Source organism: Paenibacillus sp. 10L310 (genome assembly GCF_056395745.1).
Genome location: NZ_JBFTKC010000003.1, coordinates 374,932 through 387,344, shown reverse-complemented (window position 1 = coordinate 387,344; position 12,413 = coordinate 374,932). Strand labels below are relative to the sequence as shown.

Sequence of the window (12,413 nt, the reverse complement as noted above, 5' to 3'; positions counted from 1 at the left end):
CAAGAATGTGTTCGTCTAATTATTCGGAGATGATACTAATGACGAAAATGAATAGCTCCATCATAATGTTAGTTTTAGTAGTGTGCATGATTTTGGCAGGCTGTACAAAGGAAAATACGGAGTCAGAACCAATACACACTGAACCAGTAGCCACAAATATTTTAAAAAAGGAGCCATTAGGTCCAAACATTAATACAAATCAATCTAATTTAGTCGGTTCCCTTAAGGTAGAAAACGTAGGATCAGATACTAAAATAATGTATACTTTCAAAAATCAAAGCGAAAAAATAGTGAATGTTATTGGCGGAGCAAGGTATAGGTTGATAAAAAACAACAAAGTAGTAGACGAAGGTGTTGTACCAACAAAAGACTATATTGATTTGGAGCCTGGTCAGGACTATACAGATATCAAGACATTTTCGAAACTGGAGCCCGGCTCATACACCATCCATGTGGAATGGAATACAACTGTTGTATCTGCTGAATTCGTTCGAAACTAAAATTGGGTAAGCTAAAAGGAAACGATAGCTCGATAATACGAAGAAAGCAGCTGATCAATGTGATCCGCTGCTTTTGTTCAAGTAACGGGCAGGTTAACTCAATGCCATATTGCGAATTACAGGTGTAACTTTTATAAATTGATAGCGTTGTTAATAACGAGGAACTTCTTATAGGTTTTCAGAATAACTAATAAATGAATACGAGGGATGAAGTATTGAAGAAAAAGAGATTATTTTTTACTGTTGTATCATTAGCTTTAATAACAGCGACCGCAACTGCCTGTGATTCAACAAGTCCAACTCAAGAGAATATGTCTACTCCAAAATCTGGTGTATTATCAAGCAAGTCGGAAAGTACAACCCTTTCTAATTCTTTAAGCGAACAAGAGAACAGACCCTCGCACTATATTGCTTCTGGAGGCGCGACGGTACAGCAACCCTTTTCCGTAAATCCTGAATTTGTACATATAAAACTGCTTATGAAGAACAATAGTAGCCATGAGGTCAATGTTAGTTTAACGCACTTAGCTACTAGTGAAGTGTATTTCGCTAGAACGATTGCTGCCGGGGAATCTTTAGATTGGATAAATAGTAAAGAAGGTTTCACACAAGGTATGAGTACTGGAGGCTACTTGCTTCAATGGAGTGGTGGCGGTTATCGCGTTGATGGGGAAGTGTGGGGATATGCTGGTTCAGACCCGGACGATACTGTTCATCTATCTTATTGAACTAACGGGCAGGGTAGTTTCGGTATGTGGTATTATTTGATTGATGGAGTAAACTAAAGGGAGTGAATTAGATTGAATGTACAGCATTCCTATTTACGACAAATTCAGCTCAAGAGGCACCAAGTACCCACTTATAATCGTTACCCCTTTAATTTGGCAGTCATTCGAAGCCTACATACTCTTGATTTCCACCCCCAGGTAACCTATATCGTAGGTGAAAATGGGATGGGCAAATCAACACTGATGGAGTCCATTGCTGTCGCATGGGGATTTAACCCGGAGGGTGGGACGATCAACTTTTCCTTCTCAACCCAGGCTACCCACTCGAGCTTATATGAATATATACAATTGATCAGAGGCCCGCGACGCCCGAGGGATGGCTTCTTCTTCCGGGCAGAAAGTTATTATAATTTAGCCACGACGATCGATGAGTTGGACAGCCAACCTTCATTCGGTCGCCCGATTCGCCCTATTAAAGATTCGTACGGTGGCAAGTCCTTGCATGAGCAATCGCACGGAGAGTCGTTCTTTTCCACGTTCATTCATCGGTTCGGGGAGAATGGATTATATATACTGGATGAGCCTGAGGTCGCATTGTCTCCTCTTCGCCAAATGGCGATGCTAACACGAATCCATGAACTTGTTTTGCAAAACTCTCAATTTATTATTGCGACCCATTCCCCAATCCTTATGGCATATCCAGATTCGATTATTTACAATCTAAAGCCGGATGGTATCGAGGTCCAAGTATTGGAAGAAACCGACCATTTTATGATTATGAAAGAGTTTGTGAATAATAAGGATAGGATGCTCAGAGAGTTATTCGAAGAAGTTCAAGACTAAGCTAACGGGCAGTACAGTTCTAATATGTGGTGTAATTTCGGACTAAGGTATGACTCATCATGCTTGAAAAACTATTGTGTTTCAGGAGGGTCATATGTATGGGAAAGACATTCAGCAAGAGAGCTAAAAAGATAATGGTAATATGTTAAACTTGCTTGTTGAATTTCATATAAACGTTAACCGCCCACCGTAAGGCGGTTAACTTAATCCAATGGTTATTCATCTATAAATGCTTTTCATAAAATACCATTGTCATTTTGTCGTTGATCACTTTTGTTGCACCCGTCTTTTTATAGCCTATCTTTTCATACAAATAACAGTTTCCTTTCTCTTGTAAGATGGTACCCAATCTCCATGACTTCGCCTCATCATAGATCTGTTCAACCAATACAAAGGCTTTTTGAGCAATTCCTTTTCCTTGATGTTCTGGCAGTATAAAAATTGGGCTAACACTATAGATTTGATTATCTTTTTTCACGACTCTAATTCCACCAACAACAACCTCAAGATGAAGAATTATAAAATAATCTGTACAAGATTGATTAATTTGAGTAATAATTCTTTCTACGGTTTCATTGGCGGGGCTCGTTTCAAAATCCTGATATTTTTCCAACAAAGGCATAAATGCTTTGACTTTCATCTCATGAATAGTCGCTGCATCTTTTAAATCTGCTTTACATAATGAAACCTCCATTAAATGTATCCCTCCTATTGAAACGCTTGTTAAAATAAGTATAAAATTTATTTCGAAAAATTTCCATTTAATGGAGTATACATGCACAATTTACGCTGGAAGGAAAAACAAGTGATTCCCATGTATACCCATAGCATGTTGAGACATGGTAGACTATATAAGAATCCGATGGGGTAATAAGATTCATTTGACATTGTTTTTACTTGATTTATAATACGTTGGAGATACGATAGGATTCGGTGTGGTTGATTTAATCGAATCTATTCAATAGGAGGTTTGAGTGAATGGAAACTATAACAGAACTCTTTAAGAGATTGGAAAAAGAAAGAGAAGAGGGATTAAAGGTAAACCCTAGATACGATATCGATAAACTTGCAGATGAAAACGGCGAAGTACCTATCTACTTTCATTCAAATATAGAGTACCAAATGTACTTGGATGGTAAAAGTGTAATTGGCTCAACCGAGCGTTTTCTCCATTCAGATTTATTACGTAATGTACAGAAAGATAGAATTGAAAAATTGACCGATGGGAGGACCTTAGCACATATTCCAGCTTTATCAACGACAGCAATCGATTAAGGAGGGGTTAAAGATATTAAAAAGACATTGGGGCAAATATTTAATTCTACTTGCCGTTATTTTACCGATCTCCATTGTTACTATCTTTACGCTCCCTCATGATAAACGCTATATTGCAGTAGCCATATTTCCAATACTATTCTGGGTATCATATTATTCGTGGATTGCATTCGAGAAGAAAAAAGAAGGTACATAAAACACGGGCTGGAATCAATGATGTGAAGCTTATCGATCGAGTTGACCTAATGCATGTAATCGAAATCTTTATAAAGGATGATATCGTTAGGACTCGCTATATTATTGAAGGAGAGCCAAAAATAATATAGCGAGTCATGGAACGAAGTGAATGTGGAGCACCGCATGACATCCTTAAGGCCTTAAGGATTATAAGGTTGGGAAGTATCTAAAAAGATCTTTGTGAAAAACAGAAGTTGTTAATTAACGGTCAGGTGAAATATTACATAGTAACTCTTATGGGGTGATAGATACGTGTATTTTCTAACAAAAACAGCAACCATTCTGACGTGGATTTTTGATCACCTTGGACTTGTTGTCGGGATTTTGTTTGGAATTGTAGCTTTAATAGGCTTACTTAGTGGGATATTCTCAAGCCGTACCCCCATGAATCATTCGCTTGCCCATGAAGAACAGGAAAGAAGCATAGACCGGAGTTTAGGAAAGAAAGAGGAATGGGAAGGCGAGCAAAGTAGCTCATTTGTAGATACGCCAGTAGTCCTTTTCGATAAGGGGCAACAGGGAGAAGCCATGGTGCTTGATGCTGTCCGAAAAAGTCACCCCGATATCAAATGTCTTTCATCTCTTTATGTACCAACAAGCAGTGGACAATACACTGAAGTGGACTTAGTTGCCATCCATAGTACTGGAATCTATGTAATTGAATCCAAAAACTATCGGGGAGTGATTGTTGGGAATGAAGATGAACGTATATGGAATCAAGCATTTATTGAGAATCGAAATGAATTTTACAATCCAATTATGCAGAATGCAGGACATATTCGTGCTATTAAGCTTTTTTTGGGTGAATGCTATACAGACATACCGTTCCATTCCATTATCGTATTTAATAACGATTCAAATATCGATACGATCAAAGTTAAATCAAAAGGCATCGTTATTACGAAACATATGAATCTAACAAGCCAATTACAGGGACTATTTCACATCCTTCCTGATGTTTTAAATGAGGAAAGTACGACAGTGGTTTATGAATCTCTGCTACCACAAACAGAGGTATCGGAGGACATAAAAAGGAAGCACTTGGAATTCGTTCGAGATCGTAAAGATGCGTAGTGTAAATTTGAATCAGCTTGAATCCAGATAGAATAGGCGCAGTAAAGAGTACTTTCCTTAAATGAAATCGAAAAATAGATAAACGATGAGCAAAGTGAGTTGCCATAGGTAGCTTTTTCTTCTTGTATGAATCTATGAAAATGTCGGTTAAAATAAGAACAACTACACATATGGTGAAATAGACTACATTGAGAATCTTTAACTTCCTAGCACTGCTTATACCCGTTCTTATCATGTTAAATTAGACGTAAAAGAAAAAATAGAGTAAAAGAAAATGTATTCATAAAAAAAGGGGGTCCTGCCATGTTCATAACAGGACTCTCTTTGCGTAAACAGCTGTTTTTTGGTGAAATATTGCCGCCATAGCGACTGGACGAGTTGAAACATGTAACCTAGAAATCCCTCAAACGATCAAATACCTCATATAAATCCTCGTGATTAACCTTAATCAATTCATCTTGACGCAGTTCCAAATGCTGCTGTAATTGATCCAGCAACTCCGTTAGAACAACATAAATCTCTTCCCGCTCAACAGTTTCAATAAAGCCGGTCTTGGCATCCATCTTGTTGAAGGTCTGTGTGTAGTTCTCAACCATGGATACGAGCTGTTTGTGCATAGCTTCCTGATTATTAAAATCTTGACTTAACTGACGTATTTCCTTCAAACACTGCTTGTACAATTGAGCTGCTTTTTTGGCGTGTGCTGCCTTGATGTGGTCCCGCCCATCCCAATCCCGAAATGGATTGTTCAGGTTCTCCGCAAGCCATTCCGGTTTGCGTGCTTTGGTGATTTCCATATCAAGTCCGGCAGCAGCGGTTTTTTTATATCTTGTTTTGATCGATTTGGCTGCATCGGCAGGAAGGCTGGTTAGCCACAGCGTAGCCAATTGTGGAAGTTGCTCTGGATCAGGGAATTCTTCACCATTGAAGCCGAACAGGTCATATGTAGTGAAGGTTTGCAAATTTGCCAAATGCTGAATCGACTCTATATGGGATACATTGCCGGGTTTACCCCACAATCGCAACTCTGAAAGCTCAGGATAATACTGCACAAGTGGCTCCAGATGGAGCTCCGTGATATCTCTGATATACAGACCTTCAAGTCGTGAGATACCCGTAACCTGTGGAAGGCCCGATGGAACGTTGAGAGTGATGCATTTACCGTCTTCATAAGCCGAGATTCGCAGATCAGGAGACAACTCTCCTGTGAAATTCAGACTTTTCATCTTTGTGTTCAAAATTAACTCCTTCAACCCGCTAACATCCACAATAAGTTTGGTCAGGTGACTGTTGCTGATATCGAGCATCGTTTGACCATGATGTATGATATGAAGTTCATTAATGAACGGGTTGTCCTCTATAAATGGAAAGATTGATTCCGTATATCCATCCATTTCAATATGTGTCAGACAAGGTAGCTTTGCGAGTTCGGCTACATCTTCAGAAGATGTAGGGCTGAAATCGCAGAGTGTACTCGTACTGCGCCGCATTACACGATCGCCAATCATCACTTCTTCGTCATCATCCGCAGCTTGTTTGAACTGCGCTCTTCGGATCGCATCGATACCTTCCCATTCACGCTGGAGATAGAGACTTTCTCCGATCGGCCAGCCTCCGCCATACGTATTTGTTTCCTCGGTGTAGAGAGGAGGGATGTTGCCTGCAAGCACATACTGTGAAGGAACATTAGCACTCACGAAACTATGGGCAAGTCGGTCATTCCAGAAATAGAAATTACAGATCAGCGGTTTCATCTGATGAAGATGCATTTCATTAGGCAGTTGATCACCAGTCCAATCCAACTGAAGGACGGAGGCAAGCGTGTCAGAAGTTTTACCCTCTGTTTCTTTCAGTCCAGTTACCTGGCAGGCTGTATATTGTTGTAATTTTTCGACGTACACGCAGTACACATCTCCAACATTGGGGATCATGTTATGCTCCTTTCGTTCTGCATCAATCGATGCTAAGCTACTTGTAAACCAAGTATTCTGTAGAACTAATAATAGATGAATTATATCAAAGTCATTCAGAGACTACCATTTTGGATAGAGTCGAATAGGCTTGAATACTTTTATAAAAAGGAACGATGTCTATGGATACAAGTATGAGCCGCAACAAAAAACTGGGTGAGTTTTTGAAATCACGGAGGAGCCGCATTCAACCGGAACAAGTTGGATTGTCAGGATCTCATGGACAGCGAAGAACACCCGGTCTACGGCGGGAAGAAGTGGCAGTATTGGCTGGTGTCAGTGCAACGTATTACACGTGGCTCGAACAGGGTAGAGAGTTGGCGGCTTCACGAGAAGTGATGCAGAGTATAGCGAATGCGCTCCGTTTAACCCTGGAAGAGAAGAGTCATCTGTTTGACTTATGGGACCCTAATACGGAACATGAATTCCTTGCTTCGTATTCGCAACTGGAGCCAGGGTGGCAGAGCATTATTGGCCAGTTGACTCATCCTTCCTTTATTACCAATGAACGTTCTGAGGTACTTGCCTGGAATGAAGCTGCAGACACGAACCTCTTCAACTTCTCGTCGATGAATGTGAATGAGCGTTTAATGATGCGGATTTTATTTCTGGATACAGCGCTCAGGGAGCGTATGCACAACTGGGAGGAATTCGCGCGGCACTCGGTAGCCGTATTCCGTACGTATTATGACAAGTATCCGAGTGACCCCGAATTCAGCAGAATCGTGAAACAATTGAGTGAAGAAAGTGTAGACTTCCGAACGATCTGGAACCTGCACCAAGTTGAATTCAAACAAGTCAATCGTGTCCTGCTTGAAACGAAGGATCGGGCAGATGGCGTTGTGCATGCATACGATATCTTTTCCATGAATAATCTGAACAGCCAATCAGGCATTCATTGTTGTATTTACGTTCCTGTTGCCATATAGAAAGTTAATCAAACTGGTAATTTCTTTACTAGCATAAACAGAGTGTGGTTGGGGTCTCGGAAGTGAAATAGAATGAACTCAAGTTCATACGTATCTAGTTAACGTTTCTATTTCAAGATGAAAAGAGGGAGCCACATGCTCAAAACAAGAACACTGGGAAATGATAAATTACGAATATCTGCGCTCGACCTGGGTGTGATGATGATGCCGTATAATGACGAATCTGTACATACCATTCAGGGTGCGCTGGATGCAGGAGTCACCATGTTTGATACGGCGGATCTGTACGGAGCGTATGAAAAACAGCAATTTGGTGGGAATGAAAAACTGCTTGGACGCGCGCTTCAAGGTCGAAGATCCAAAGCAATCGTTGCCACCAAATTTGGTATAACACACACGCAGGGCCCCAAGGGAGATCCGGCCTACATCAAAAAATCAGTAGATGCGAGTCTCTACAACCTGGGAATGGATTATATCGATCTGTATTATCAACATCGTCCTGATCCGAATACACCCATTGAAGAGACCATAGGCACACTTGCCGATCTGGTTCAACAGGGGAAGATTCGATATATTGGTTTGTCCGAAGCGCCAGTAGCGATTATTCGGCGTGCACATGCTGTTCATCCGATTACAGCGTTGCAGACCGAATATTCATTATGGAGTCGAGAGCTTGAGGATGAGATTATGCCTGTCCTGCATGAATTGAACATTGGCTTGGTTCCATACAGCCCTTTGGGGCGGGGCTTCCTGACAGGTCAGATCCGTTCTATAGACGATCTGCCGGAAGATGATTATCGTCGTCACTATCCGCGTTTCCAAGGTGAGAACTTTCAGAAAAATCTGGAGGTTGTTGGATTGATCCAAGAGATGGCTAAGCAAAAAGGGTGTACRGTCTCTCAACTTGCTCTGGCTTGGTTGCTTGGAAAGGGAGAACATATCGTTCCGATCCCAGGGACTCGCAATCTGGAAAGAGTTCACGAGAACTTAGGGGCGCTACAGGTTTCGCTTACGGATGATGAGATGAACCAGATAGATCACATATCTCCCCAAGGCATTGCAGCCGGAGGCAGATTCCCTGGTCAAGTCTAGTTTGTTTATACAAGATTCTAAGAAACCTTAAAGTTCAGGATTAAAAACAATATATAACATGTGTCAACGGTATTATCTTTCTATTCTCCGGCATACAGTACAACAATGAGATGTATGCCCAAGGAGGAGAAATGATCGTATGATGAATCCGATTTTACAAGCCCCGAATGTTCCGCTGGCAGCCGATTCCAATGCGGTTGTCAATTATCAGAGGGATTCACGCAACTATGTAACCCAGTTGTTTGGAGAACAGCTGCCGACCATTGCGAATGGGTTCTTCAATGTATACTTAAGCAAAGGAATCATTGTGCAGCCACACTGGCACACCAATGTCACGGAGATGGTTGTGGTCATCACCGGTGAAATTACAGCGTCAGTCTTCAATCCGTTTACGCGTGAACGATTGACATATCGTCTGAAACCAGGTCAGGTAGTGGTATTTCCGAAAGGCTGGTTTCACTGGTTTGTCGCTGAGACAGATGATGTATATGTATTAACTATCTTTGATCAACCAACGCCTGATATTGTGTTTGGAGCGGATTTCTTGGCAGCTACACCGCCGGAGGTGGCTCACCGTGCGTACTGTTTGGATGAAGAGGCATATACGAGAGCTGTTGCTTCCATTAAAAATGATGCGATTCTGGGCCCTCCAATAGGGTGTGATACGCAGGTTTCTGATCAATCGACTTCACCTTCCAAGACGTCCGTGTCACCATCCAATAAGCTGAAATCTTAATTCAAGATTCCTTATTCATTATCAAAGTACACAGCCTGTAACTGGAGAATATCAGTTGCAGGCTTTTTGATGTGTCGATGTAATAATCGTATGAAGTCCATGGAGGGGTTGGTATTCTATTAGAAAAAATTCAAAATGCCTGAGTCAGTGGGTTACGTTCTCTGTTAGTATAGTATGAACATCCAACAAAAACGGAGGACTCATGAATGAACATGTCAGAAATGAAAACGCTTGAAACTGCAATGAGTTATGCACCTATTTTGATGTTTGACAGAGCCGAACCTTTTTATCCTGATTTTGTTGGCATTTCTGTGTTGCATCAATCGGGGCCTTCACCATCGTTCAGAAGGGACATTAAGTTTCCGACCGAGGTAGTACAATATGTAATTGAATATGCAATCTGGTGGGATTATGAGATTGGACATCTGTATGAAATGGAGCATGTATGGGTTTATGTGGGTCATGACGGAGAGGTAGTAGACTGTGAAGCCAGCTTTCATGGGAAGGTGCTGCGCGGATTATTGAAGGAACGGGTCAATGTGGTTGGACATCATGTATGTCTGTACTCACAGCCTGGCAAACATGCTTTCTCACCACTTCCGGTTGTATTTGAGTTATTGCCAAACCTGTATAGTGCAGCAGGTGCCGAAGCTGGATGTGATGGGCTACTTGTGAATGAGTTGTTTCAAGATTATTTTGAAACAAATGAACAGATCGATGATCAGGTAGAGCGTTATCTGCAGACCAAAGCGTTTGTACCTACCATGGAGTTCGAAGAATATTTACTAAAACCGGAGATGTTCATGACGTGGGATAATCTGTTTGGAATTATTCCGCACAGGATTAAGGACCGCCTAATGGAACTGGAGCAACTATATAACACATAAATAATTAGTTTTAAACGGGTTTTATGTTAATTTAAAGTGTATTTTTTCGCTTCAGAACCAAACTTTGTTGATTCGGGTTTGGTTTTTTTTATGGGAAAATGGACTCAGTATAAGTAATCATTTATTAGACTTAGGTCTTGAAATGTTGAGTGTGTACAGCAAAAATACATAATTTTTTGTGTGGAAAATGATATTTGTTAGACGTAAGAACTATATAACTTCTTGTATAAATAAAAGAAGATCATGTCACATGAAATTTTGTATGGAGATGTATGTGTAAGTCAATGCAGAATGTTGATTATACGTATGTATGTAAATGAAAAAAACAATTTAATAGGTAAAAAGTATAATTTATATTAAAAAGAAGATTCTTTATATCTGAAATAAAAATTCATAATAGTGCAAATTTATAGAAATAAAAATCTCCTATTCAGTTTTAATATATTTATGTCGAAATAGATCGTAAGTTGTCTGGAGCGCGACCTAGAGAAGGGTTTACCAAGCGTTATATACATAACTGGACACTACGATGCCTAGGAGGAGATTACATGAAGTGGTTTGGAAATTTGAAAACAGCAACAAAGATTATCTCAGCGTTTTTAGTTGTGTCGATAATCCTTGCGGCGCTTGGCGTCTACTCTGTAGTAACATTGAGAAGTACGAATGAACGAATGCAAGAGATGTATAACAACAATCTAATCTCTGTCAAAGAATTATCATCTGCTCAGATTGATTATCAAAGAATGCGTGTGAACGTGCGTGATTTGAGCTTCGAAACCGTTGAAACCGAAAAAACTCGGATCACGGAGAACATCGCTTCGATCCGTCAGAGTGTGAATGATCGCCTGACCATCTATCGTCCGCTTGCAACAACCCCTGAAGAAATAGAGTTACTCCGTAATTTTGATGCGGAATATCCAGGATATTTAACAATGTTTGAACGAGCAACTAATCTGGCTGTCGCAGATGATCAAAGTGCCTTTAATACCTTCCTTAAATCTGAGCTTAAACCACAAGGAGACAGGATTGTAGAACTCCTTACCAATTTGATCGACCTTAATGAAAGTATGGCTGAACAGGCGAATATACAATCTCAGGCTGCCTATTCACAAGCATTTAAAGTAACGATAATTCTTGTGGTTCTGTCCGTACTCTTCAGTATTCTCATTGGATATATCATCTCTCGCTCCATTTCGAAGCCACTCATGGCCATGCTGGGTCTAGCTACAGAAGTTGCCAACGGAAATCTGACACTTAAGTCAGACATCTCCAGCAAAGATGAAGTGGGTCAACTAGCCGCGGCACTGAATCGGATGGTCGATAATCTGAAAGAGTTAATTAACAATATCGTGATGAACTCCCAAAGTGTTGCTGCTTCTTCGGAACAGATCTCAGCCAGCACACAGGAAATTGCGAGCACCAGCACAAGCCAATCCAGTGAGGCGGGAAATATCTCCGAATTGTTCAAGGAGCTTTCACTTGCCATTAACTCCGTCGCTGCAAGTGCGGAAGAAGCGGCTGAACTGTCCAACGATACGGTGAAGACTGCTCGTGAAGGTGGACTTGTTGTACAGACTTCATTGGAAGGTATGCAAGCTGTTAATACAAAAATGACTAAACTTGAAGATGATTCTCGTAAAATCGGTGACATCATTGAAGTGATTGACGATATTGCTGAGCAGACCAATCTGCTAGCGCTGAATGCTGCAATTGAAGCGGCACGTGCCGGAGAACAAGGACGAGGATTCGCCGTAGTAGCAGATGAAGTCCGGAAGCTTGCCGAACGAAGTGGCGAGGCGACCAAAGAAATTACAGCCATCATCAAAGCAATGCAGGAAAATACGAGACAAAGTGTACAGGCTGTAGTAGCCAGTGTTGAGCAGTCTTCCATGACTGGACAGGCGTTTGATCAGATCATTGATATGGTCAATAACTCCTCACAGAAAGTAAACGAAATTGCTGCTGCATGTGAAGAAGAAGCAGCCCAAGCCGCAGAGGTGATGAGCTCTGTTGAATCCATCTCGGCTTCCAGTGAGGAATCCGCTGCAGCGTCTGAAGAGACAGCGGCAACATGCCAATCTCTGGCACGTCTGGCGGAAGAACTGGCGAATTCGGCAGCTGCCTTCAAAACAAATTAATAAA

12 protein-coding genes are annotated in these 12,413 nt (G+C 41.1%); 10 read left to right on the top strand and 2 right to left on the bottom strand.

The genetic code is table 11. The features are described from left to right. Positions 1–38: 38 nt before the first annotated feature. The 3 genes from AC1DE7_RS10750 to AC1DE7_RS10740 all read left to right on the top strand — a co-directional run bounded on the left by AC1DE7_RS10750 (position 39) and on the right by AC1DE7_RS10740 (position 2,071). Positions 39–500 carry a hypothetical protein gene (locus AC1DE7_RS10750; protein WP_282320992.1) on the top strand — a complete coding sequence of 154 codons (462 nt, stop codon included), beginning with the start codon at positions 39–41 and terminating at the stop codon, positions 498–500. 194 nt (positions 501–694) lie between these two features. Continuing rightward, a complete protein-coding gene (locus AC1DE7_RS10745) occupies positions 695–1,228 on the top strand; it encodes a pilus assembly protein (RefSeq protein WP_282320993.1) in 534 nt (177 codons plus the stop codon). 102 nt (positions 1,229–1,330) lie between these two features. After that, complete coding sequence (locus tag AC1DE7_RS10740; protein ID WP_477534446.1) at positions 1,331–2,071, top strand: AAA family ATPase; 741 nt, start codon at positions 1,331–1,333, stop codon at positions 2,069–2,071. A 223-nt stretch (positions 2,072–2,294) separates the two neighbouring features. On the opposite strand, the gene AC1DE7_RS10735 is transcribed toward AC1DE7_RS10740, so the two are convergent. Next, the gene (locus AC1DE7_RS10735) at positions 2,295–2,765 is read right to left on the bottom strand and encodes a GNAT family N-acetyltransferase (protein ID WP_282320994.1); all 471 of its coding nucleotides are present in this window, start codon (positions 2,763–2,765) and stop codon (positions 2,295–2,297) included. A 284-nt stretch (positions 2,766–3,049) separates the two neighbouring features. Between AC1DE7_RS10735 and AC1DE7_RS10730 the strand changes: the two genes are divergently transcribed. Both AC1DE7_RS10730 and AC1DE7_RS10725 read left to right on the top strand, forming a co-directional pair. After that, positions 3,050–3,346 (top strand): hypothetical protein, encoded by a 297-nt coding sequence (locus tag AC1DE7_RS10730; protein ID WP_282320995.1) that lies wholly within the window; start codon positions 3,050–3,052, stop codon positions 3,344–3,346. Positions 3,347–3,835: 489 nt separating this feature from the next. Continuing rightward, positions 3,836–4,657 carry a nuclease-related domain-containing protein gene (locus AC1DE7_RS10725; RefSeq protein ID WP_282320996.1) on the top strand — a complete coding sequence of 274 codons (822 nt, stop codon included), beginning with the start codon at positions 3,836–3,838 and terminating at the stop codon, positions 4,655–4,657. Between the two features lie 392 nt (positions 4,658–5,049). On the opposite strand, the gene AC1DE7_RS10720 is transcribed toward AC1DE7_RS10725, so the two are convergent. Then, positions 5,050–6,588, bottom strand: coding sequence for a hypothetical protein (locus tag AC1DE7_RS10720; RefSeq protein ID WP_477534357.1), 1,539 nt, complete (start codon positions 6,586–6,588; stop codon positions 5,050–5,052). A gap of 161 nt (positions 6,589–6,749) precedes the next feature. On the opposite strand from AC1DE7_RS10720, the gene AC1DE7_RS10715 reads away from it, so the two are divergent. The 5 genes from AC1DE7_RS10715 to AC1DE7_RS10695 all read left to right on the top strand — a co-directional run bounded on the left by AC1DE7_RS10715 (position 6,750) and on the right by AC1DE7_RS10695 (position 12,409). Then, positions 6,750–7,556: a helix-turn-helix transcriptional regulator gene (locus tag AC1DE7_RS10715; protein ID WP_477534356.1), complete on the top strand. Its 807-nt coding sequence runs from the start codon at positions 6,750–6,752 to the stop codon at positions 7,554–7,556. Positions 7,557–7,691: 135 nt separating this feature from the next. Further along, on the top strand, positions 7,692–8,648 hold the full coding sequence (locus tag AC1DE7_RS10710) for an aldo/keto reductase (protein ID WP_477534355.1): 957 nt from the start codon (positions 7,692–7,694) through the stop codon (positions 8,646–8,648). A gap of 139 nt (positions 8,649–8,787) precedes the next feature. Next, entirely contained in the window at positions 8,788–9,384 is a 597-nt protein-coding gene (locus AC1DE7_RS10705; protein WP_076250084.1) for a cupin domain-containing protein, read from the top strand. A 206-nt stretch (positions 9,385–9,590) separates the two neighbouring features. Next, positions 9,591–10,271: a hypothetical protein gene (locus AC1DE7_RS10700; RefSeq protein WP_127549464.1), complete on the top strand. Its 681-nt coding sequence runs from the start codon at positions 9,591–9,593 to the stop codon at positions 10,269–10,271. A gap of 548 nt (positions 10,272–10,819) precedes the next feature. Further along, the gene (locus AC1DE7_RS10695; RefSeq protein ID WP_076250086.1) at positions 10,820–12,409 is read left to right on the top strand and encodes a methyl-accepting chemotaxis protein; all 1,590 of its coding nucleotides are present in this window, start codon (positions 10,820–10,822) and stop codon (positions 12,407–12,409) included. Positions 12,410–12,413: the final 4 nt, after the last annotated feature.

Bases quoted from the DNA above. Each gene is read 5' to 3' on its own strand.
- AC1DE7_RS10715 (WP_477534356.1), top strand. From the start codon at position 6,750: ATGGATACAAGTATGAGCCGCAACAAAAAACTGGGTGAGTTTTTGAAA.
- AC1DE7_RS10720 (WP_477534357.1), bottom strand. From the start codon at position 6,588: ATGATCCCCAATGTTGGAGATGTGTACTGCGTGTACGTCGAAAAATTA.
- AC1DE7_RS10705 (WP_076250084.1), top strand. From the start codon at position 8,788: ATGATGAATCCGATTTTACAAGCCCCGAATGTTCCGCTGGCAGCCGAT.
- AC1DE7_RS10730 (WP_282320995.1), top strand. From the start codon at position 3,050: ATGGAAACTATAACAGAACTCTTTAAGAGATTGGAAAAAGAAAGAGAA.
- AC1DE7_RS10700 (WP_127549464.1), top strand. From the start codon at position 9,591: ATGAACATGTCAGAAATGAAAACGCTTGAAACTGCAATGAGTTATGCA.
- AC1DE7_RS10695 (WP_076250086.1), top strand. From the start codon at position 10,820: ATGAAGTGGTTTGGAAATTTGAAAACAGCAACAAAGATTATCTCAGCG.
- AC1DE7_RS10735 (WP_282320994.1), bottom strand. From the start codon at position 2,765: ATGGAGGTTTCATTATGTAAAGCAGATTTAAAAGATGCAGCGACTATT.
- AC1DE7_RS10750 (WP_282320992.1), top strand. From the start codon at position 39: ATGACGAAAATGAATAGCTCCATCATAATGTTAGTTTTAGTAGTGTGC.
- AC1DE7_RS10745 (WP_282320993.1), top strand. From the start codon at position 695: ATGAATACGAGGGATGAAGTATTGAAGAAAAAGAGATTATTTTTTACT.